Below are 22182 nucleotides of genomic sequence, written 5' to 3'. Positions count from 1 at the left end.
CCAGGTACTTTCGTGGCATTTAGATGATGGAAATGCCCTCGCTGTCAGCTCGCCGCGACTTGTCGCCGGGCCATCGGAAGCGCATATGTCACCCGCCGGCGCCGGCACGCGATTGCCGTCGCTGAAAGTTAGTCTCGATGAACCTCGCCGTATGAACCTCGTCGTTCCTGGCTCTCGAATTCATCCTCCCGATCGTGCGCGTGGCGTAAAAATCGTGTTGGGGCCGACCAACACGGGCAAGACGCATTATGCGATCGAGCGCATGCTGGCCCATCCGACAGGGATGATCGGCTTGCCGCTGCGTCTATTGGCACGCGAAGTCTATAACCGCGTCGCTGAGAGGGTGGGGCCAGCCGCCGTCGCACTCGTCACCGGCGAAGAAAAGATCAAGCCGGAATCGCCGCGCTATTGGGTTTCGACGGTCGAGGCGATGCCGCGCGATCTCAATCTCAGCTTCGTCGCGGTCGATGAAATCCAGCTTGCCGCCAATCTCGACCGGGGCCATGTTTTCACGGACCGGCTGCTCAACCGCCGCGGCCGTGACGAGACTTTGCTGATTGGCGCTTTGACAATGCAGCGCCCGCTTGAGGCTTTGTTGCCCGGCGCACCAATCATTTCGCGGCCGCGATTGTCGAAGCTGAGCTTCGCAGGGGAGCGCAAAATCGCGCGCCTGCCACCGCGCAGTGCGATCATCGCTTTCTCGGTCGAGGAGGTTTATGCGATCGCCGAATGGATCCGCCGCCAGCGCGGCGGCGCAGCCGTCGTGCTCGGGGCTTTGTCGCCGCGCACGCGCAATGCGCAGGTGGAGATTTATCAAAACGGCGATGTGGATTATATCGTCGCGACAGATGCCATCGGCATGGGGCTTAATCTCGATGTCGATCACATTGCGTTCGCGGCCGATCGCAAATTTGATGGCTGGCAATTCCGGCGGCTCAATCCGGCCGAATTTGGCCAGATCGCCGGTCGCGCCGGCCGCCACATGCGTGACGGCACATTCGGTACGACCGGGCGCTGCGCACCTTTTGACAATGAACTTGTCGAGGCGATCGAGGAACATCGTTTCGAGCCGGTCACAATGTTGCAATGGCGCAATAGCGACCTCGACTTTGCGTCGATCAGTGCGCTCACAGCCTCGCTCGATCAGTACCCGACGGATAGGGGTCTGACGCGCGCGCCGCTCGCGGAAGATCAAATGGTGCTTGACATCGCGGCGCGGGACGAGAATGTCCTGCGGGCGACCAAGACCGCGGCTGACGTGGCGCGGCTTTGGGACGCCTGCCAAATTCCCGACTACCGCAAATTGTCGCCGGCAGCGCATGCCGAACTCGTACTTTCGATCTATGGCTTTGTCGTCCGGGCGCGTCATATTCCCGAAGGCTGGTTTTCACGCCATATTCAGGAGCTTGATCGCGTCGATGGCGACCTTGACACCTTGTCCGCGCGGCTGGCTCAGGTCAGGACATGGACATTCATCGCCAACCGGCCCGATTGGCTTCGTCAGCCGGAGCATTGGCAGGAGGTCGCGCGTCAGGTAGAGGACAGGCTGTCGGACGCGTTGCACGAACGTCTCGCACAAAGATTCATTGACCGGCGCACAAGCGTGCTGATGCGCCGTCTGAGAGAGAACGCGATGTTGGAAGCCGAAATCACCCCAGGCGGCGATGTGCTGGTTGAAGAACAGCATGTCGGGCATTTGTCGGGATTTCGTTTTACGGCCGATCCACTGGCCGACGGCGAAGCCGCCAAGGCCTTGAACGCTGCGGCGCAAAAAGCGTTGGCGAGCGAGATCGAGGGCCGCGCGCGCCGCGTGCATGAAGCAGTCGATGAGGCTTTCGTCCTCGCCAATGACGGCGTCATCCGCTGGCTCGGCGAAGCGATCGGCAAGATCGTGCCGGGCGAGCATATCCTGCAGCCGCGCGTCACGGTTCTCGCCGACGAACAATTGACGGGCGCGTCTTTGGAAATTGTCCAGAAGCGTCTCGATTTGTGGCTGGCGCAGCACGTCAAAAAGCTGCTGGGTCCGCTTGCCGAATTGGAAAATGGGCAGGGGCTTGAGGGCATCGCGCGCGGCGTGGCCTTCCGTATTTCTGAATCGCTGGGCGTGCTTGAACGTTCGCAAGTTGCGGAAGATGTGAAAAGTCTCACGCAGGAAGCGCGCGCGACATTGCGCAAGCTCGGCGTGCGGTTCGGGGCCTATCATCTTTATCTGCCGGCGCTGTTGAAGCCGGCGCCGCGCGCCTTCGCCGCGCAGCTTTGGGCCTTGCGCAATTCTACTGTTGAAAGCATCCAGGGGCAGGCCGAAGTGCCGCATCTTGCCGCCTCGGGCCGTACGTCCTTCGTTGCCGACAAAGACATTCCGAAGGGATTTTATCGCGCGGCCGGTTTCCATGTCTGCGGCGAGCGGGCCGTGCGGGTCGATATATTGGAGCGGCTTGCCGATCTCATTCGCCCGGCGATTGCGTATCGGCCGGGCACCACGCCGGGGGATCCGCCGGCAGGTGCTGCGGATGGCGACGGCTTCATTGTGACCGTGTCGATGACGTCGCTCGCCGGATGCTCTGGCGATGCTTTCGCCTCGATCCTGCGTTCGCTGGGCTATCAAAGCCAACAGCGCAACGGCCCGGCGATTACCGTGCCGCTTGTTCCGAAAGCTTCGATCGAGTCCATCACGCCTACGACTGTGGAGGCGGCGTCGCAAGACGCGACTTCGACGGACCCAGCCGCGTCAAGTGTCGAAAGCGGTTCGGACGACGGGGCTTCGACGCTGGACGTCGTTTCGGATGAGCCGCCAGCAGCGCCCGACGCCGTTTCGGATGAGGCGCTGGTGTCGCCTGTAGACGAGGCGACTATTGCGGCTGAACCCGCCCCGGTCGAGGTGATTGAGGTTGAGGCCACGGCCGCCCCTATTGCCGAACTGGCAGAGGCGCCGGTCGCCGAGGCTGTAGCGGACCCGGAACTCGCCGAAACAGCGACGAGCACGGAACCCGCTGAAACGGCGGCTGCGGCGGAGGCTATCGAAAGCACCACCGCCGAAGTCTCGGCCGAGCCCGCGACGATCGAAATCTGGCATCCGTTCCGGCATCGCCAGGTTCGGCGTCCGGCGCGGCCACAACGACAAGGTCAGGCGCAGGGGCAAGGCCGGTTTCAACGGCCGGCGCAGGAGGCGCCAGCAGGCGCCTCGGCCGTTGCAGCGCCGGATGCAGCGGCAGCGGCGAATCAAAATCCGCGCCCGCCGCGGCCGGAACATCGCCGCCGTCACAATTTCGACGGCATCCCGAACGGCGCGCCACGCCCGGACCGGAAGCGCGATTTCTCGCAAAAGGACGCACACCGCGGGCCGCGCAATGGCGACGGCCAGGCTAAGGGCAAATGGTCGTCCGCCGAAAAGCCGCGCGAACGCCAGCCCGATCCCAATTCGCCCTTCGCCAAGCTGCTTGAATTGAAGCAGCGCATGGAAGAGGGAAAGAATTGAAGTGGGTTTAAATTCCGCAATCTGACGTGTGACGGCGGCTGGGCGAGGGGGCGACATAGGGGCTTCCCCGGCACGGCACCCCCGTGTTATCCCGGCAGGATTGACTTAAGCTATTGGTCTGACTTCCGCGCAGACGTTCTCGGAAAAGGGGATTATCGGTGGACACAAAGAGTTCCGAGCAGAAGGACGAACTCATCAACCAGATCGTTGATGTGATCGTTTCGGAAGGGATGATCGATCGCGAAAAGGTCAAGATGGACGCCTCGATCGAGAGCTTGGGACTGAAGTCCATCGATATCGTCATGATCCTGACGGCGCTTGAGGAAAAGTTCGACGTCTACATCCCGATGGACGGCCCGTTTCACGAGGCCAAGGATGTCAAAAGCCTGATCGATGCTATGGCGAATTATATCAGTAAAGAAAAGACCGCCTGAATGGCGCAAAGGCGGGTCGTTATCACAGGTATAGGCGCGGTCTCGTCGTTGGGGATTGGAGCCAAGGCGCTCTGGGAGGGAGCACGCGACGGTCGTTCCGGCGTGCATGAAACGACCTTCCGCCATCCTTATCCGGGTCGCATCAAGATTGCGGCGCAGGTTCAGGATTTCGATGCCACGCTCTATCTCGACAAGAGCACATTGTCGCTTTGCGATCCTGTGATCAAATATCTGCTCGTCGCGGCCGATGAGGCGGTCCAGCAGGCGGGCCTTTCCCGCGAAACGCTGCAGGGGCCGCGCACGGCTGCGATCATCGGGACCGGCATTGCCGGGATGAACACGATTGAGGACGGGCTCTACACGGTTTTCAAAAGAGAAGTGCGGCCGGACCCGCTGACGATCCCACGGCTTATTCCAAGTTCATGTCCCGCCATGGTCAGCATGCGCTATGGCACGACAGGGCCGTCGTTTGCGGTTGGCAGTGCCTGTTCGTCAGCAACGCAGGCCATTGGCATCGGCATGCAGATGATCCGCGCCGGCATGATCGACCGCGCCATTGTCGGTGGCACGGAGGATTGCGTCACGATCGGTACGATGCTGGCGTGGGAAGCGTTGCGCGTGCTGACGCCGAATTTCTGCCGGCCGTTCTCGAAAGACCGCAACGGCATGGTGATCGGCGCTGGCGCCGGCGTTTTCATTCTTGAGGCGGAAGAGATTGCCGCCGAGCGCAACGCTTATGTGCTCGCGGAGCTCGCTGGCTATGGCACCACAAGCGACGCCAAGGACCCTGTGCGGCCGGATGTGTTTGGCGCTGCCTCGTGCATGCGCAATGCGATCGAGGACGCCGGCGTGACGCCGGACGAGATCGATTACGTCAACGCGCACGGGACAGGTACGACGGTCAACGATCTGACCGAATCCGCGGCGATCGGAGTCGTCTTTGGCAAGCGGGGACCACATGTGCCGGTGTCCTCGACGAAGCCCATCCATGGCCACGGCCTTGGCGTCGGTGGCGCCTTTGAATTGATCGTCACGCTCGGCGCCTTGCGTGAGAATGTTGCGCCGCCAACGATCAACTGGCAGGTCGCTGACGAAAAATGCCCGGTCGATTGCATCCCGAACGAAGCGCGGCCGATGCCGATCAATGTCGCCATGTCGAACTCGTTCGCTTTCGGAGGCATCAATGCGACGCTCGTCGTGCGCCGTCTCGCTGCCTGAGCCGATCGAGATTGGGGGACGCCATGTCGGGTGAGCGGGCCCTTGGGACGTTTGTTGTACGGGCGGCGGCTGCTGAGGCGGCGGCATTTCGCCGTGAAACCGGCGGTACGGGGCAGGGTGTTCCCTTCACATTCCCCGTGCGCTGGCTGGCGCGGGCAGACTTCCACGCGGTGGCTGTCGACATGATCGGCGACGGCAATTGGGTGCCGATTCACGAGTCGCAGAGCTTCGATTATCGGACGCCCCTCGCGTCCGACACCGACTATGAAATGGCGGTGACGATGAAGCGCGAAATCGAGCCGTCGCGCATCGTGCTGGTCGCGCAGATCGGCCTCCCGAACGACGCGTCGCATCTCACGATGGAAATGATCCTGCGGATCATCCCCTTGCCGACGGAGCAGGCCGCGTGACGCTTCTGGCTAAATCCGAGCAAGAGAATTTGCGCGCCGGCGACAAGCTGCTGCCGCAAACATTCGGGCCTTTCGAGATGCCGCATCTCGCGCGCTATGCCGAGGTTTCCGGCGATTCCAATCCGATTCATCTCGATGAAGCCCTCGCGCGTAAAGCTGGGCTCGCAGCGCCGCCGGTGCAGGGCATGTTGCTGATGAGCGCGTTCGAACCGGCGCTCACGGCGTGGCGGCCGGATTTCGTCCTGCAGCGGCTTTCGGCCAAGTTTCTACGCCCGGTTCTGGCGGGCGAGAGCATTGTCGTATCGGGCCGTGTCGGCAGCGTTGCCGGGGATGGCGCGGCCCGCGCCACGCTGCGTCTGATGGCGCATAACGAACGGCGCGAAATCGTCGTTCTGGCGGAAGCCGTGCTTGTCGCGGCGAACTAGGCGACGATGCAGCAGCCCCGCGCCATTCTCATCACGGGCGCTTCGAGCGGGATCGGGCGGGCTTTGGCGCTGGCCTATGCCGCGCCGGGACTTCATCTCACTTTGCTGGGCCGCAATTCCGAACGCCTCGCCGAGGTCAAAGCGGCGGCCGAAGCGCGCGGCGCGACAGTGTCCGCGATCCCGGTCGATGTGCGCGACCGCGTGGCCATGCATGGGGCCGTGCTTGCCGCCGACAGTCCCCACCCAATTGATCTCGTCATCGCCAACGCGGGAATCACGACCGGCCTCGCTGACACAGCGGTCAGCGAAGACCCGGAGGCGGTTCGCGCGTTGCTGGCGACGAATCTGTTCGGGGTCCTGAACACGATCGAGCCGTTGATCGGGCCGATGTGCACGCGGGGGCGGGGGCAGATCGCCGTCATCGGCTCGCTCGCAGGATTGCGCGGCCTGCCGTTCTCGCCAGCCTATAGCGCCAGCAAGGCGGCGGTTCACGCCTATGCGGAATCGCTGCGCGGGCGGCTCGAACGCCGCGGCGTGCTGGTCAGCCTCGTCGTTGCCGGCTTCGTCAAAACGCCGTTGAACGATTCAATCGACGCCGTCAAACCGTTCGAGGTCAGCGACGTTCAGGCGGCGACAATTATCAAAAACGGCCTGGCGCGAGGACGGGCGGTCATCGCTTTTCCGATGGCACTCTATCTCGCGACGCGGCTGGCGCGCATTCTGCCGCCGCGTTTCGTCGATCGACTCTTCACTCGCTTTTCGGTCAATGTTCCTGAAACGCAAGAAAGAGTGAAATCATGAACTTAGCGCCTGCCGGGTTTTCCTTGTTTTGATTATCATTTTCGTGCTTCAAACGCGGGCGAGGCCCGCCCGAGAGGCCGCGCAGAGTAACCCCGAAAGGCGCGCAGCTTGATCCTCATCGAAATTCTGCGCTCGATTCTCGAAGTCATTCTCGGAATTGCCGTTTTCGGTCTTGTTGCCGTCGGTGTCAGCTTTCTCATCCTCATCGTCATTAACATCATCGAACTCGCAACCGGCAAGCGTTGGCGCGAGCCTGTGCCGCCGCTCAAATTGAGCGATGCCGAACTGCCGCACGTACTCGTTCAGATTCCCGCTTTCAACGAAGGCAAGATCGCAGCGGATGCGCTCTTCGCCGCCGCGACGCTCGACTGGCCACAAGACAAACTCCACATCCAGCTTCTCGACGACAGCACCGACGAGACATCGGAACTTGCGGAAGCAGCGACGCAACAATTACGCGCGCAGGGTTTCGATGTTCTGCATATACGCCGCGATGACCGCGATGGCTTTAAAGCGGGCGCGCTCGCGCATGGGATGACGAAGAACGACGCGCCGATTGTCGCCTTGCTGGACATCGATTTTCGCGCGCCGCGCGGCTGGCTGCGCATCGCGGTGCCTTACCTTCTCGCCGATCCGAAGGCCGGTTTCCTGCAATCGCGCTGCGAATTCTCCAATTATCGCACGAATTGGCTGACGCGCGTGCAAGGCCTCATGCTCGACGCGCATTATGTGATGGAGCAGGCGACACGCTATCGCGCCGGCTGGCTGTTCCAGTTCAATGGAACAGGCGGCCTCTGGCGGCGTGCGGCGATCGAGGCGGCCGGCGGCTGGATGGGCGATTCTCTCAGCGAGGATCTCGATCTCGTGGTGCGCGCTGAACTTGCCGGTTGGCATGGAATCTTTCTGATGGACCCTGCCGTGCCTGGCCTCGTCCCGGATCGACTCGACCATTGGCGGGTCCAGCAGCGGCGCTGGTCGAACGGTTTCGTGCAGGTTGCGCGTAAGCTGCTTGGCGACGTGTGGAGTTCGGATTGGACATTGGGCCGGAAGATTTCGGCGAGCGCCCTGATCCTCATTCAGGCATTCTACCTGTGTGCGGCGACCGCGACTTTGGCGCTTCTCGCCTGCGTCGTGCTGCGCGGCTTCAATATCGTTCCTTATTTGCCGATGATCGAGTTCTTGCTGATCCTGATCGCGATCGTGGCCCTGAGCATGACGCTGCTGCCTTATCTTATTTTACGGCGCGGCTCGGTCTGGCAATATCTCACCACTGTCGTCTCGGTGCCGCCGATGATGATCTATATGAGCGTTTCGAATGCGCCTTCGATCCTGAAGACGGTTTTCCGCGGCAGCCGCGAGAGTTTCATGCGGACGCCGAAGTCTCATCAGAACGCCGGCACGCAGGAATTCTAGCCTAGCCGCGATTGCGGCCAAGCATTCAGTCGTCCGTGAAGAACAACCAAGCTACTGATTAAGAGTGATTTTTGGGTCTCGGCCAGTATTGGTTTTTGCCGGATTTGGCGGCTTGGGGATGGTTTTTTCTTGCAAATTGATCGGCGGCTCTGCTCGTGATTCTCTTCGTTTCGGGGACGAAGCGGAGGGTGATTCTGATGCGGCCGAAAGAGCAGCGCGAGACTGGGCAGAAGGATCTTTTCAAAGCCCGGCTCGACCAGATCGTCGACATGAGCCATCCGCTCGCGAAGCTCGCCGGGGCGATCGATTGGGGCTTTCTCGAAACAAGCTTCGGTGCCGCCTACAGCGACAAGCCGGGACATCCGCCGCTGGCGACCAGGCTGATGGCGGGGCTCGCCATCCTGAAGCACATGCACGATCTTTCCGACGAGGTTTTGTGTGATCGTTGGGTCGAGAACCCCTATTATCAGCTGTTCTGTGGCGAGGAGTTTTTCCGCCACAAGCTTCGCTTCGATCGCTCCTCGATCACGCGCTGGCGGCAAAGGATGGGTGAAGAAAGGCTCGTCGCGCTTTTGCAGGAGAGCCTTGCAACGGCGCCGCGCGTTGGCGCAGCAAAACCCGCCGACTTCACCAAGGTCATTGTCGACACGACGGTGCAGCCGAAGGCGGTCGCCTTCCCGACCGATGCGCGGTTGATGCATCGTGCGCGCGAGCGGCTGGTGCGGCTCGCCAAGAAACATGGCGTCGGGCTGCGCCAATCCTATGTGCGCGTCGGCAAGTTCGCTTTGATCCAGCAGCAGCGCTATGCGCATGCCAAGCACTTCAAGCGGGCAAAGCGGGCGCTGAAGACGTTGAAGACCCAGCTCGGCCGCACCATCCGCGACATCGCCCGCAAGATCAAAGCCCACGCGCCGCTCGAAGACGCCTTCGCTAAGGAGCTGATGCTGGCGCGCCGGGTTCACGCGCAGAACAGGAACCTGCGCCGCATCAAAGGCACCCCGGCCGATGCCGATCTCCGCGTCTTCAGCCTGCATGCGCCAGAGGTCGAATGCATCGGCAAAGGCAAGGCGCACAAGCCTTACGAGTTCGGCGTGAAGGTCTCGGTCGCGACGACGCTCGCGCACTCGAAAGGCGGCCAATTTATCGTTCACGCCAAGGCTCTGCCCGGCAAACCCTATGACGGCCATACGCTTGCCACCGTCATTCCCGCCATCGAACGCATCGTCGGCGCCGCCCTTCAGCGCATTATCGCCGACGCCGGCTACAAAGGTCACAATGCGCCGCAGGAACACCGCTTCAAGGTCTATACCGCCGGCCAAAAGCGCCGCATGACCGATGCCATCAAGCGCGAGATGCGAAGACGCTCGGCCGTCGAGCCGGTCATCGGCCATGCCAAATCTGAACATCGCATGGGCCGCAATTATCTTGCCGGACAGGCCGGCGACGCGATCAACGCCGTGCTCGCCGCCGCTGGCTACAACTTCCGCCGCCTCTTGGCCTGGTTCAACCTTTTGTTGTCCGCAATCTGGATCGCCATCAGCCCCGCAAACGCCCCGGAAACACATTACGAAACCGCTTGGGACGCCTTCTTCACAGACGACCATTCATTATCTTGGCAAGGCCGAGGCGTCTCGTCGCATTTGCGCCGCGAATTCTAGCGCGTCGCGGCGGCGGCCTCATTGGCGCGGCGCAGGATCGAACGATCGACGCGCGAATAGAGCGTGTAGCGCGGATCGAAGATGAAGGTGAGAAACAGCTTCGTCAGCGATTTATGCGCCTTCAAATTGTCGTAGAATTCCGGCGCCATGCGCTTCAATTCGGGCAGCGCCCGCCACGGGATTTCGGGAAAGTCGTGGTGTTCGTTGTGGTAGCCGATGTTGAGCGCCACGATGTTGAGCGGCCCGTAATAATCGTAGGTTTCCTGCTGCGGATCGAAGGTGAAATGCTCCTGGATCCAGCGCGCGCCGAGCGGATGCAGGCCGACGGAAAACCAGAATGACGCGAAGAGATAGAAAAGCGCGTTCCAGCCGAAGAAATAGAGCATCGCGACATCATAGACGATGACGACGACCGTGTTGATGTAGGTCCACTTGCCCCAGATCGGCACCGTGCCCTTGAGCCGGCCGAGGCGGGAGAGCTGCCAGAAGGCAAATCCAAAGAGCCAGAACGCTTTGCCATACCAGCGATTGCCCGCGAGCTTCGCTTCAAGATGGCCGGGCAGGTCGGCGTCATACTCGTAGTCGCCAAGATGCGAATGATGTTTCTGGTGATAGCAGCGAAAGCCCATCGCGGTCGGGAAGGCATTCGGCAGGTCGGCCAGGATCGCCACCCATTTGTTGGCATCCGGCGTTTTGAAAATCGTGTTGTGAACCGCGTCGTGGATGACGACGAACATCGCGTGGTTGGCGAAGGCGCCGACAAAATAGGCAACGATCAAGATCAGCCACCAATAGCCGAGGCCGAGATGGCCGAGATAACCGGCAATCGCGGTCTGGCCGATGACAACGCCGAGCGTGATGAACGCGGTGAGCGGATCGGTGACGAAAAGTTCGGCGACCTCGGGGTGCGCGGCCAGAATGGCGCGCCGACGCTGCGGATGCGGCCGCATCGGCTCCGCGACGAGGAAATCGTGCGGGGGCTCGTTGCTCTCAGCCCCTGTATCTCGAACCGCTATATTCATGTGCGAAGCCTCGCTTATCGCGTCCCGAGTTCTCGCCCCCCAGCGAATTCATGTCTACCAGTAACCAGAAACCCTCGCCTTGCGAAGGTCTACGGTCAACTTTGGAAGCGAACCAATCGTCGAACGAAGGGTCCGATCCTCGTCTTTAGGCCGCGACCGCCTTGGGTGCCGCGGCCGCCGTCAGATCCTTGCCGTAGATGCGGTGGACTTTGTCGATCTCCGCGCCAGACATTTCGATCGGCTTGCGCATACCCATATTGTCCTCGAGCACCCAGCCGAATTCGCAATGCTCGATCGACGGATATTGTGCGGATCGGCGGCGGATTTCCTGGATGAAGGCAAGGATGACCGCACCGCCGATGGCCTTGCGCTGCAGGGCTTTGCGAACGCCAAAGAGCATCAGACGCGCGGTCTTGTATTGGTGGTTGCGAACGCGCGAAATCACCTTCGGCAAGCCGAACGGAAGCAGTTTGCCTTCAAAGTCTTCGGTGATCTCGTTCAAATTCGGCAAGACGACGGCGAAGGCCTGCGCAACGCCATCCAGCTCGACCATGAAGCCGCATTCGGGCGGCATTATATATTTCAGCGAGTCGGCCGAGGCCATGAATTCCTCGTAGGTGAACGGCACGAAGCCCCAGTTCTCGCTCCAGGCGTCGTTGAAAATATCGACAATCTGTACCGCTTCGGCCTTGATGTTTTTGAGGTCGATCGTGCGGATCTTCAGGCGATCGCGCCATTCAGGCCGGGAGACGATGCCGGCCCCTTGGTCCTTATCCTTGTCGGTGATCGCATAGCGATAGGAGATCAGGTCGCGGGCTTTCACGTAGCCGTGGCGTTCGAGCATCGCCGGCAAATAGGCCGGGTTCCAGGGCACGAAAATCATCGGCACGGCCGTATAGCCTTCGACAAGCATACCCACTTCGCCCCAGATGTATGGTGAGAAAGGTCCATGCACGATTCCAGCACCGCGATCGCGCAACCAGGTCTCCGCCGCTTCGAGCAGGGCGCCGAGTACAGCATCATCCTCGATCGTATCGAGACAGCCGAATTGCGCCGGCGAGGCGCCGAGCGGCACAAGCTCTTTGTAGATCTGTGCCTGAATGCGGCCTGCGATTTTGCCATCCTTATAGGCAAGCCACGCCTGCCAATCGACCGACTCGAAATGCGGATTGAACTTCGAGCCGTATAGGGCCCAACGCTCCACGTCGAGCTGCGCGGCAAAGCCCTTCATGCCCTTATAGATGAGCCGTTGGACTTTGCAGAACTCCAGGAAGCCGCCAAGCCCTTTGACGGGAACGATCTTGATTTCACTCATCCGATTTCCGTTGCCGACGCTCATCGAGACTTGAAGCGGCGCTGATGCGAATTCTCATCTCGAAGCGTTCATGCGACCGAAAAGTCTCACTTTTTCGGCACTGGCCTTCAGGGCGTGGCGCTAACAGGCTCGCCTTTGACCAACGCCTGGTTTTGCGGCCGGGCGAGGAGATTGATGACACCGCGGATATCTTCTTCGCGATGCGTAGCGGAGAGGAAAAAGCGCAGCCGCGGCTGATTTTTTGGCACGCCGATCTGGAAGATCGGCGGTACGTAATAGCCGTTCGCCATGAGATGTCGGGAGGCGGCGACGGTCTCAAGACCATCACTAAACAGGATCGGCATAACGCCGCGCCCAATCGCCGGGCCGGTATCGAGCCCGGCCTCATGCGCGAGCTCGAGGAACAGCTCCGCATTGTGGCGCAGTTTTTCGATACGCCAGGTTTCTTTCTGGACGATATCCAGCGCCGTCGAAGCCGCTGCCGAGATCACCGGCGAGATACCGACGCTGAAAACAAAGCCAGGCAGGGTATAGCGTAGCCATTCGGTGACCGGCTTCTTGCCGGCGATGAAGCCGCCGCAAGAGGCGAAGGTCTTCGAGAGCGTACCGACGATGAGATCGATCTGATTTGGATCGACACCGGTATGTTCGCAAAGGCCGCGACCGTCCTGGCCCAGAACGCCGATGGAATGTGCCTCATCGACCAGGAGCCAGCAATTATAGCGGTCCTTGATCTCGACGAGACGCGGCAAATCGACGATGTCGCCGTCCATGCTGTAAAGTGATTCGACTGCGATCAGCACATGGCGGTAGGAGCCACGCTTCTGCTCAAGCAGCGATTCCAGATGATCGAGATCGTTGTGCTGGAAGAAATGGCTCGTCGCGCTTGCGGCCTTGGCGCCGCTGATGATGCTGTTGTGGGACAGTTCGTCGAGAAAAATTGCATCATGCGTGTTCATCATATGTGAAATCGCCGTCACATTGGTCAGATAACCCGAAACCAGCGTGAGAACCGATTCGACGCCGAGGAAACTGGCGAGCTTGTCTTCCAAAACATGATGGGTCGAGCGTTGACCGCCGACGAGGCGCGAGGCGAGGGCGCCGACGCCCTGTTCCTCAAGCGCGTTGAGTGCGGCGGCCTTCACGGCCGGATGGCCGGAGACGCCGAGGTAATCGTAATTGGCGAAGCTGACAAAATTCCGCCCGTTCGCCTGAGCGTCGTGACGAGCCGTATCGGTCTCAACAAAAAACGGATTGTATTGTTCGAGGTAGGCTTTGCCGGCGAGCCCGAAGCGTCTGTTCGCATAGTCTGCGAGACTTTTTATGCGATGTGCCAAGTCAGATTGTCCATATGTTCGAGCCTAGCCTTGCGAGAATCGACAAGGCGGACCGGGCCTTCTATGTCCCTGGAGCCATAACATTCCCGACGGCGGCCAGCAAAAAACGCGAACAATCGGCCGTGGGCGGCGTCGGGCTATAGAGCCCGCAATTAGCTCAACGTCTTTAGAAGCACAAGCTTAGGATGATAAGTCAAATAGGGTTACAAAGCGTAACAAAAGCAGCGCACAAAGCAGAAAAGGGCCTCGCGCGTGGCAAGTGACACGATTCTCGTCGAAACCCATGAGAAGGTTGGGCTGATTCGGCTCAACCGCCCTCAGGCGCTGAACGCCATCAACGCCGAACTGATGGTGGCGCTCAACGAGGCGCTCGATGCCTTGGAGGCTGACGCCGGAATTTCCGCGATCGTACTGACGGGCTCCGCCAAGGCCTTCGCGGCTGGCGCCGACATCAAGGAAATGCAGCACAAGACCTATGCCGAGGCGTTGATCCCGGATTTCATCGCCAATTGGCAGAGGCTGTCGCGGGTGCGCAAGCCGACAATTGCGGCGGTTGCAGGCTTTGCGCTCGGCGGCGGCTGCGAAATCGCCCTGATGTGTGACTTCATCATCGCCGCCGACAATGCCAAATTCGGCCAGCCGGAAATCAAACTCGGGATCATGCCCGGTGGCGGCGGGTCGCAGCGCCTGACGCGGGCGATCGGCAAGGCCAGGGCGATCGAACTTTGCCTGACGGGCCGAATGATCGACGCTGAGGAGGCCGAGCGGGTGGGGCTCGTCGCCCGGATCGTGCCAGCAGATCAACTGGAGGCCGAAGCCTTGAAGACGGCGGCCACCATCGCGGAACATTCGTTGCCGGCTCTGCTGCTGACGAAAGAGGCGATCAATCGCGTCGCCGAATCGAGCTTGGCCGAGGGGCTGCTCTTCGAGCGGCGCGCCTTTCAGTCGCTTTTCGCCACGCATGATCAGAAAGAGGGGATGGCGGCTTTTGTCGAGAAGCGGCCGGCCAAGTTCGAAAATCGCTGATTTATCTGGTGCTTTTGGGCCGGTCTTGCCGCGGCAAAGCGTTTAAGGCGCGGTGTGAAAAAACTCGCGGGCGCGTTGACGGCCAGCGCGAGCGCAATTATAACCTGCCGCTTCGAGTTTGCGCATCCGCCGATGCGGCCCTTTACGGTTGCCTTCGGCCGAGCCTTTCCAGGACATTTCTATCTATGGCGAATACTTCGTCGGCCAAAAAGGCCGTCCGTAAAATTGAGCATCGCACGACGGTCAACCGTTCCCGCCGTTCGCGCATGCGCACCTACGTCCGCAAGGTCGAGGAAGCGATTGCCGCCGGCAATCACGAAGCCGCCGCCGAGGCGCTGAAGGCCGCTGAGCCGGTGATCGTCCGCGCTGCCCAGAACGGCATCATTCACCGGAACACAGCCTCCCGCAAAGTCTCGCGGCTGACGCACAGTATTCGGGCGCTGGCAAAGGCATAATCCCGAAAAGTCGCAGACTTTTCGGATGAGCTTATGCGTTTAAAAGAGCCTCAGCGCGCCAGCCCGTATGCGTAATCCAGCCACGCGGTGAGCTGTGTGAGATCGCGTGCTTCGATCGTCGGTCCGCACCAGATGCGCAGGCCCGGCGGCGATTGCCGGTAGGCGCCGATATCATAGGCGACACCGGCTTCTTCGAGAATTTCCAGCATTTCTTCGACCAGAGCATGCTGCTCCGGGGCGGGCAGTCGCGCCACCTCGGGCTCGGCTAAGGTTAGGCATAGGCTCGTGTTCGAGCGGGTTACCGCGTCCTTGGCGAGGAAGTCGATCCAGTCCGTCGTTTCGACCCAAGCGCCGAGCGTGCGCGCATTGGCGTTGGCGCGGGCAATCAGGGCGTCGAGGCCGCCGACCGATTCCGCCCAAGCCAACGCGTCGAGATAATCTTCGACGCAAAGCAGCGACGGCGTATTGATCGTCCAGCCCTTGAACAGGGCCTCGTCGAGGCGGCCGTGCGCGTCGACCAGACGGAAAATTTTCGGAATCGGCCATTGTGGGCGGTAGCTCTCGAGCCGCGCGACGGCGCGCGGGCTGAGAACCAGCATTCCATGCGCCGCTTCGCTGCCGAGCGCCTTCTGCCAGGAGAAGGTGACGACATCCAGCTTCGGCCAATCGAGCTCCTGCGCGAAAACGGCGGAGGTCGCGTCGCAAATCGTCAGCCCTTGGCGGTCGGCGGCAATCCAGTTCGCGTCCGGCACACGCACGCCGGTGCTGGTGCCGTTCCATGTAAAGACAATGTCGCGGGCGGAATCGGTCTTGGCGAGATCGACGATCTTCCCGGGCGGGGCGCGGAAGGTGCGCAGATCTGCGAGTTTCAGCGACTCGGCATCATGTACCCAGCTTTCGCCGAAAGCATCCCACGCCAGCACATCCACCCCGCGCGCGCCCAGGAGCGACCACAGGGCCATTTCGATCGCGCCGGTATCGGAGGCTGGCACGATAGCAATCCGATAATCCGCCGGAACGCTGAGCACGGCACGCGTGCGATCAATCGCTTCCTGCAGCTTCGCCTGGCCGGCGGGGCTGCGGTGCGAACGCCCGAGCAGCGCCTCCCTGAAAATCTCAGGCGTCCAGCCGGGCCGTTTGGGGCAGGGACCGGAGGAGAAGAAGGGCTGGGCGGGCTTGGTGCGCGGTTGGGGAGGCGCGAGGGTCATGCCTTGTTTTGCGGCCAGAAGCGGGAAAGTGCAACTGGCCGCTTCAAGATGAGTGATCTTAATCGACGATGTACCGAACGCCGAGGCGGACTTCCTGCGAACTTAGGTTCTTGTTGAACAGTGAATCCGAAAGGGACCTAAACGACATCGAGCCGAAATTCACGTAGCGGTAGCCGATGTCGAGCTTGAGATTCTGCGATATGTCGTAAGAGAAGCCAGCCATCAATGCGAAAGCGAAATTCCATTTGGATGACGAGGTGGAATAATTGGGATGTTGCGCCCCAGGAGTGAAAGTCGGTTGTGGGTTAAGTCGAACACCCTGGTTGTTATAATAGACCAGCGGTACTGGCGACGGGTTTGGAAACGTTAAAGTGGCATTGTAGGGAGCGCCTCCCTGAGTATTGTCAACAACGTTGAGACTTTGCTGCGCATTGAGATAGGCTGTGCCGATACCACCGCCGATATACGGTGTTACGCCCCAATAATTCCCAAGATCAACGTAGCCGTTGGCAAGAAATAGATTTTTTTGCAGCGAGGTATGTTCGTTGTAGCCGCAGGAATCATAAACCGGAATGATTCCTTTTGGGGGTTCGATCTGCGAGCCGTCTGGGTTGAAGCCGCTGAAGTAAGGATCAAGGGCAACCGCGCAATTTCCTGCCGTGGAACCGCCCATGGGCTGGCTGCCGTAATAAGTATATGTCGCGTCCGTCCGGAACCATTGGTTGAACTGATAGCCAGCGCCGAGTTCGGCCGACCAATTAAGCTGTTGCGTGAACGAGATGTTGGACGGATCCGAAAGCAAGTTAGCTGTGTCCTGCACAGCCCCGCCGACGCTGCCGCGAATGTACCAGCCGGTGCCGAATTCGACGGGCTGCGTCGGCGCGTCCGCTTGTTGATCGTCCTGTTGACCGCCGAAGAACGATCCGAGATCGGCAGCTTCGGCTTGAGAAGCAGCGCCGATTGCAGCCGCAGCCGTCAACGCAAAGCTGCAAAAAATAGAGGCGCGATTCGACATCGCTTGTGTTCCTTTCGGCTCCCAATTGAAAGGAAGTCTGAAGGATATTTCTTAAGTCCCGCTTAACTATAAAAAATAACGCATCGAAAACCATAAACCGGTCCGCGTTTCCGTCGCGGCAAACACAAAAAAGCGGGCCAGAGGCCCGCTTTTCTTTTCGAGGAATCTTTCCGCTCAGTATTTTGTGACGAGCGGCGGAGGCGGGGGCGGTACGTCGGCGAAAATGTAGCGCAAGCCGACGCGAACTTCGTTCGCAGTCAAATGGAAGCTCTGGGTTTCAGGCGTCCCGCATCCGCCGTCGCAAACGATGCCGCCGCTCGTCAGAGTGCCCATGTCCAGATAGCGGTAGCCGACTTCGAACTTCCAGTTTGGCGAGATGTTGTAGTCGATACCGGCCATCGCAGCCCAGGCCAATCGGGCCATGCCGACGTCCGGCGCAGTGCCGAAGGATGTTGGCGTGGAGAATGGGCCGAAGCCTCTATCCGTCAGCCCGTGGAACTGATGAAACGCCACACCGACGCCGCCGCCGACGAAAGGCGTGAAGCCATACCAGGTGCCGACGTCGAAATAAGCGTTCGCGAGAATATCCTCGCTCTGGATGGAAGCGTTGTAGGCATCGCCGCCAAAAACACCGCCGCCATCGTTGAAGCTTTCCACGTTGGAATAATGCGTCGGCGTCCGATATTCCGCGGTCACGTCGGCGCGGAACCAATTGTTGACCTGGTAGCCGACGCCGCCGCCGAAGCTTGCCTGCCCATCAATGCCCGCGCCGGTGTCGGCGAAGCCGGGCGTGGTGCTGGCGAGGTTTGACCTGACACTGCTGAGTTGGTCGAAACCGTAGCCCACGTCGCCGCGCAGATACCAGCCACCACCAACAGGAGGCGGCGGCGGTGCCTCGACGGGCGGCGGCGGCGGTAAATCAAGATCAGCCGCGTGGGCGGCGTTTACTGCGCCGATCGCCACGGCGCCGGCAATGATGACGACTCTAAAGCTGGCCATAACGATCAGTCCCCTCAAAGGGGCGCGAGCGGTCATGCCCGCGCCGGTCCAGTGGAAGGAAAGATGCCGCAAACAGCTTAAAAGGGTCTTAACCCTAACGCTTAACGTTAATGGCCCGTAAGATCAGTAGTTTGCGTATGATGCGGCCCGCAACTTTACGGGGGCGTACACCTAGGCCGCGACGGCGCTCAGCGCGTCGCAGACATCATCGACGATTTTCTCGACAAGGTCGCGGTCGTCGCCTTCGCCCATGACGCGGATGACCGGCTCCGTGCCGGATGGCCGGATGACCAGCCTGCCGTTCGCGCCGAGCATCCGGCGCCCGGTTTCGATGGCGCGGGAAACGCGCTCTTCCTCAAGCGGCTGGCCGGTGCGGAAGCGGACGTTCTTGAGCACTTGCGGCACGGGCTCGAATCGATGGCAGACCTCGCTCACCGGCTTTTCGCGCCGCTTGACGATCGAGAGCAATTGCAGCGCCGCGACCAGACCGTCGCCCGTGGTGCAGTAATCTTTCAGGATAATGTGGCCCGATTGTTCGCCGCCGAGGTTATAGCCATGCTCGCGCATATGTTCGAGCACGTAACGGTCGCCGACAGCAGTGCGGGCGAGGGCGAGACCGATGCTCGAAAGATAGCGCTCGAAGCCGAGATTCGACATCAGCGTGGCGACAATGCCGGGCCGCGACAGGCGCCCGTCCTGCTGCCAGCTTTCGGCGATCGCCGCCATCAATTGGTCGCCATCGACGACCTTGCCGCGCTCATCGATGACGATGACCCGATCCGCGTCGCCGTCCAGCGCGATGCCGATATCGGCGCGCATTTCGCGCACCTTGGCGGCGAGCGCTTTAGGCGCGGTCGAGCCGACATCGCGGTTGATGTTGAAGCCGTCCGGACTGTCGCCGATAGTGAAGACCTCGGCGCCGAGTTCCCAGAGCGCCTCGGGCGCGACCTTATAGGCGGCGCCATTGGCGCAATCGACGACGATGCGCAGCCCTTCAAGCGATGTATTTCCAACGAGGGTGCGCTTGGCGAATTCGATGTAGCGGGCGCGGTCGCCCTCGACGCGCATGGCGCGACCCAGATCGCCGGGTTTGGACAGTTTCAACGGCTGCTCGCCGTCGAGGATGGCTTCGATCCGCGCCTCGACCTCGTCGGAGAGCTTATAGCCGTCCGGGCCGAACAATTTGATCCCGTTGTCCTCGAACGGATTGTGCGAGGCGGAAATCATCACCCCGACATCGGCGCGCATCGAATGCGTGAGCATCGCGACGGCGGGCGTGGGCATCGGCCCGAGCAGCAACACATCGACGCCGACGGAGGTGAAGCCGGCGACCATGGCTGTCTCGATCATATAGCCGGAGAGCCGTGTGTCCTTGCCGATCACGGCGCGGTGGCGGTGGTCGCCGCGCTGAAACAGGATGCCCGTGGCCTGCGCCACCTTCATCGCCAGTTCGGGCGTGATAACCTTATTGGCTAGGCCGCGAATTCCATCGGTCCCGAAATGCTTTCCCAAGCCCTGGTGCTCCTGCGTACACTGGATTATCGAGCCGGCGGCGCGGCGAAAACGGCCTCAAGGGCTCTAGGGATACTATCCCAATCTCAAACCAACACCCAATGCTAAGCCAAATCAGTTCGGCGTTACAAATTCACGAGAGGGAAGTCGCGGGCCTTTCCCGGTGAATTTCTTCTCGAAAACCTAACTTTGGTCGAAGTGTGCCTTATGATGTGGTTGGGTAATCTGGATTTTTTTAGCATGACTCGATTGAACGCATATGTGACGGCACTGACGCTGGCCGGATTTATGATCCTGAGCGCAACCTCGCTGAGCTTCGCGCAAAACTACGGCGCACCGCCGGACAATGTCGGCGGTGGCGGCGATTCGCAGGGCAATGGCGGCTCTTATACGCCGGACGCGAGCGGCGGCAGCCCCGACGCAAGCCTGATCGTCCGCGTCGAACGGCTTGAGGATCAGATCCGGCAGATGACGGGCCAAATCCAGCAGATGCAGTTCGAGAACCACCAGCTTCAAGATCAGCTGAAGAAATTCGAGCAAGACGTTGATTTCCGCCTCCAGGACAGCCGTGGCGGCCACCTCCAGCGTCACAGTGAAATGACGCCGGCCTCACCGCCGGCGGCGGTGACGGATGCGGACAGCGGATCTGCTTCTTCCAACGCCACGGCGGACCCGGCTGATTCGGCGGATGCGGGCGCGTCGGCCGATACGCCGGCGCGGCATGGGCGCGGCGACGATGTCTTCGACCCCGCAGCCGACCCGAATGCGCCGGGCGCGCCGAAGCCGCTCGGCGCGGGGGAAAGCGCGCCACCGCCGCCGACTGCTGATAATGCCGGCGGCGCGGCCAACAGCGATCCGAACGCGCCGCTCAACCTTCAAAGCGCCTATACGCCCCCCGCGCCCAGCGTGCCCGCTGGCGGCGTTTCAACGCCCGCCGACACCCACCTCGCCAGCACGCAGCCGGAGCCGGCTTCGCCGCGCCAGGAATTCGACGCGGCGCTCGGCTATTTCAAGCAGAAGGATTACGACAACGCCGAGCGTGGCTTTCAGTCGTTCCTCGACAAAAATCCCAAGACCCGCCTGACGGCCGAGGCGATGTATTTTCTCGGCGAATCCTATTCGGCGCGGGGCCGCGCGCGAGAGGCGGCTGAGCAGTTCCTCAAGATTTCGACGAATTACGCGGATTCGGCGCGGGCGCCACAGGCAATGCTCCGGCTCGGTGAATCTTTGCACACCTTGGGCGCCAAGGAGCAGGCTTGCGCCACCTTCAGCGAAGTGCCGCACAAATATCCGAACGCCTCGGCGGCGGTGAAAGCGGCCGCGGAGCGCGAGGCCAAGCGCAGCCAGTGCGGCGCTTGAGCGGGGAACTAGCGCCCACGGAGCCTCTCAGCGGCGCGAGCCTCGTGTCCCTTTTTGCGGCACTTGCCGGACGACGCGCCTTGCTCGCGGTGTCCGGCGGTCCGGATTCCATCGCGCTGATGCGGCTTGCCGCGCAATGGCAGGGGCAGGGCGCACCCGCTGGAACAAGCTTTTTCGTCGCCACTGTCGATCATGGTCTGCGTAGCGAATCACGGGCGGAGGCTGAAACGGTCGGCCGCTGGGCGCAGTCGGTCGGCCTGGCGCATCAAACCCTCATTTGGCAGGGAGCAAAGCCCCGCACACGTGTCCAGGAGCGGGCCCGCGCGGCGCGTTATGCGCTGCTGCGTGCGCATGCCCAGTCGCTCGGCGCGGATTATTTGCTGACAGGACATCACGCTGATGATCAGGCGGAAACGATTCTGTTTCGGCTGATGCGGGGCAGCGGCATTGGCGGCCTTGCCGGCATGCAAAGCATGACAGAACAGGATGGCGTCGTCCTCTACCGGCCGTTGCTTGGTGTGCCGAAAAAGCTGCTGATCGATTATTGCAACGCGTGCAATCAACCCTATTTTCGCGATCCATCAAATGAGAATTTGGCTTTTGCACGTACGAGGTTACGAGAAATTCTTCCACTTCTCGATGAAGCGGGTCTGGATGCCGCAGGTTTGGCCCGTCTCGGGCGCCGCACGGCGCGAGCCGAGCGTGCTTTAGCTGCTCAAGCCGATCTCGCGCGGGCAACGCTCAAACGGACGTCAGCTCCGGATATTGTCCATATTTCCGCCGCGAGCTTGCGCGATCTGCCGGAAGAGATTTTGCTGCGTGTCGTTGGAGTCGAAATCGCGGCTCTCGGCAGTAAGCCACCGCGTCTCGAACGGCTCGAAAGTTTGGCGCAAGACCTGTGTGCAGCATTGCAATTACGTAAGGTCTGGCATCGTACGCTCGGCGGGGTGAAATTATCGCTTGATGGAGAGGGGTTGACCCTTCAACGCGAGGCGCTTCGGCGGCGCGGCGGGGTCAGTGCCTCCGCTCATCTGGCGTCACATGACCCTGCTTTTCCGAGGGGCAATGCGGTATCTTAAGTTCCCTTGGCAAGCCTTCCG

At 61.0% G+C, this 22182-nt stretch carries 18 protein-coding genes and 1 pseudogene; 12 read left to right on the top strand and 7 right to left on the bottom strand.

Annotation, left to right across the window (positions count from 1 at the left end; genetic code table 11):
• Positions 1-151 precede the first annotated feature (151 nt).
• From WDN02_RS17270 to WDN02_RS17235, 8 genes and pseudogenes are all read left to right on the top strand, one after another.
• Positions 152-3475 (top strand): helicase-related protein, encoded by a 3324-nt coding sequence (locus WDN02_RS17270; RefSeq protein WP_337294977.1) that lies wholly within the window; start codon positions 152-154, stop codon positions 3473-3475.
• 158 nt (positions 3476-3633) lie between these two features.
• Positions 3634-3909 (top strand): phosphopantetheine-binding protein, encoded by a 276-nt coding sequence (locus WDN02_RS17265; protein ID WP_337294658.1) that lies wholly within the window; start codon positions 3634-3636, stop codon positions 3907-3909.
• Positions 3910-5127 carry a beta-ketoacyl-[acyl-carrier-protein] synthase family protein gene (locus tag WDN02_RS17260; RefSeq protein ID WP_337294657.1) on the top strand — a complete coding sequence of 406 codons (1218 nt, stop codon included), beginning with the start codon at positions 3910-3912 and terminating at the stop codon, positions 5125-5127.
• Positions 5128-5150: 23 nt separating this feature from the next.
• Entirely contained in the window at positions 5151-5537 is a 387-nt protein-coding gene (locus tag WDN02_RS17255) for a hypothetical protein (RefSeq protein ID WP_337294656.1), read from the top strand.
• On the top strand, positions 5534-5962 hold the full coding sequence (locus WDN02_RS17250) for a MaoC family dehydratase (RefSeq protein ID WP_337294655.1): 429 nt from the start codon (positions 5534-5536) through the stop codon (positions 5960-5962). Before WDN02_RS17255 ends, WDN02_RS17250 begins: the two co-directional genes overlap by 4 nt.
• A 6-nt stretch (positions 5963-5968) precedes the next feature.
• Positions 5969-6763, top strand: a complete 795-nt coding sequence (locus WDN02_RS17245; RefSeq protein WP_337294654.1) for an SDR family NAD(P)-dependent oxidoreductase — start codon at positions 5969-5971, stop codon at positions 6761-6763.
• Between the two features lie 108 nt (positions 6764-6871).
• On the top strand, positions 6872-8176 hold the full coding sequence (locus WDN02_RS17240; protein ID WP_337294653.1) for a glycosyltransferase: 1305 nt from the start codon (positions 6872-6874) through the stop codon (positions 8174-8176).
• Positions 8177-8370: 194 nt separating this feature from the next.
• A pseudogene (locus WDN02_RS17235) lies at positions 8371-9714 on the top strand (IS5 family transposase); the annotation flags it as partial.
• Between the two features lie 116 nt (positions 9715-9830).
• Here WDN02_RS17235 and WDN02_RS17230 read toward each other — a convergent pair.
• The 3 genes from WDN02_RS17230 to WDN02_RS17220 form a co-directional block, all read right to left on the bottom strand.
• On the bottom strand, positions 9831-10856 hold the full coding sequence (locus tag WDN02_RS17230) for a fatty acid desaturase (protein ID WP_337294652.1): 1026 nt from the start codon (positions 10854-10856) through the stop codon (positions 9831-9833).
• Positions 10857-11001: 145 nt separating this feature from the next.
• Positions 11002-12171: a hypothetical protein gene (locus WDN02_RS17225; RefSeq protein ID WP_337294651.1), complete on the bottom strand. Its 1170-nt coding sequence runs from the start codon at positions 12169-12171 to the stop codon at positions 11002-11004.
• 107 nt (positions 12172-12278) lie between these two features.
• The gene (locus WDN02_RS17220) at positions 12279-13508 is read right to left on the bottom strand and encodes an aminotransferase class I/II-fold pyridoxal phosphate-dependent enzyme (RefSeq protein ID WP_337294650.1); all 1230 of its coding nucleotides are present in this window, start codon (positions 13506-13508) and stop codon (positions 12279-12281) included.
• Positions 13509-13760: 252 nt separating this feature from the next.
• Between WDN02_RS17220 and WDN02_RS17215 the strand changes: the two genes are divergently transcribed.
• Entirely contained in the window at positions 13761-14534 is a 774-nt protein-coding gene (locus WDN02_RS17215; RefSeq protein WP_337294649.1) for an enoyl-CoA hydratase, read from the top strand.
• A 185-nt stretch (positions 14535-14719) separates the two neighbouring features.
• The gene (rpsT, locus tag WDN02_RS17210) at positions 14720-14989 is read left to right on the top strand and encodes a 30S ribosomal protein S20 (protein WP_337294648.1); all 270 of its coding nucleotides are present in this window, start codon (positions 14720-14722) and stop codon (positions 14987-14989) included.
• Between the two features lie 50 nt (positions 14990-15039).
• On the opposite strand, the gene WDN02_RS17205 is transcribed toward rpsT, so the two are convergent.
• From WDN02_RS17205 to glmM, 4 genes are all read right to left on the bottom strand, one after another.
• The gene (locus WDN02_RS17205) at positions 15040-16197 is read right to left on the bottom strand and encodes a phosphoserine transaminase (protein WP_337294647.1); all 1158 of its coding nucleotides are present in this window, start codon (positions 16195-16197) and stop codon (positions 15040-15042) included.
• A 58-nt stretch (positions 16198-16255) separates the two neighbouring features.
• The gene (locus tag WDN02_RS17200) at positions 16256-17212 is read right to left on the bottom strand and encodes an opacity family porin (RefSeq protein WP_337294646.1); all 957 of its coding nucleotides are present in this window, start codon (positions 17210-17212) and stop codon (positions 16256-16258) included.
• A 174-nt stretch (positions 17213-17386) separates the two neighbouring features.
• Positions 17387-18211: an outer membrane beta-barrel protein gene (locus tag WDN02_RS17195; RefSeq protein ID WP_337294645.1), complete on the bottom strand. Its 825-nt coding sequence runs from the start codon at positions 18209-18211 to the stop codon at positions 17387-17389.
• A gap of 171 nt (positions 18212-18382) precedes the next feature.
• Positions 18383-19723 carry a phosphoglucosamine mutase gene (gene glmM, locus WDN02_RS17190; protein ID WP_337294644.1) on the bottom strand — a complete coding sequence of 447 codons (1341 nt, stop codon included), beginning with the start codon at positions 19721-19723 and terminating at the stop codon, positions 18383-18385.
• A gap of 240 nt (positions 19724-19963) precedes the next feature.
• On the opposite strand from glmM, the gene ybgF reads away from it, so the two are divergent.
• Together ybgF and tilS are read left to right on the top strand one after the other, a co-directional pair.
• Complete coding sequence (gene ybgF / locus WDN02_RS17185) at positions 19964-21082, top strand: tol-pal system protein YbgF (protein ID WP_337294643.1); 1119 nt, start codon at positions 19964-19966, stop codon at positions 21080-21082.
• 44 nt (positions 21083-21126) lie between these two features.
• Positions 21127-22161, top strand: a complete 1035-nt coding sequence (gene tilS, locus WDN02_RS17180) for a tRNA lysidine(34) synthetase TilS (RefSeq protein ID WP_337294642.1) — start codon at positions 21127-21129, stop codon at positions 22159-22161.
• The last annotated feature ends 21 nt before the right edge of the window (positions 22162-22182 follow it).

Origin of the sequence: Methylovirgula sp., from assembly GCF_037200945.1 — a bacterium.
Classification (GTDB): Bacteria; Pseudomonadota; Alphaproteobacteria; order Rhizobiales; family Beijerinckiaceae; genus Methylovirgula.
This window is presented reverse-complemented; position numbering and strand designations above follow the sequence as displayed.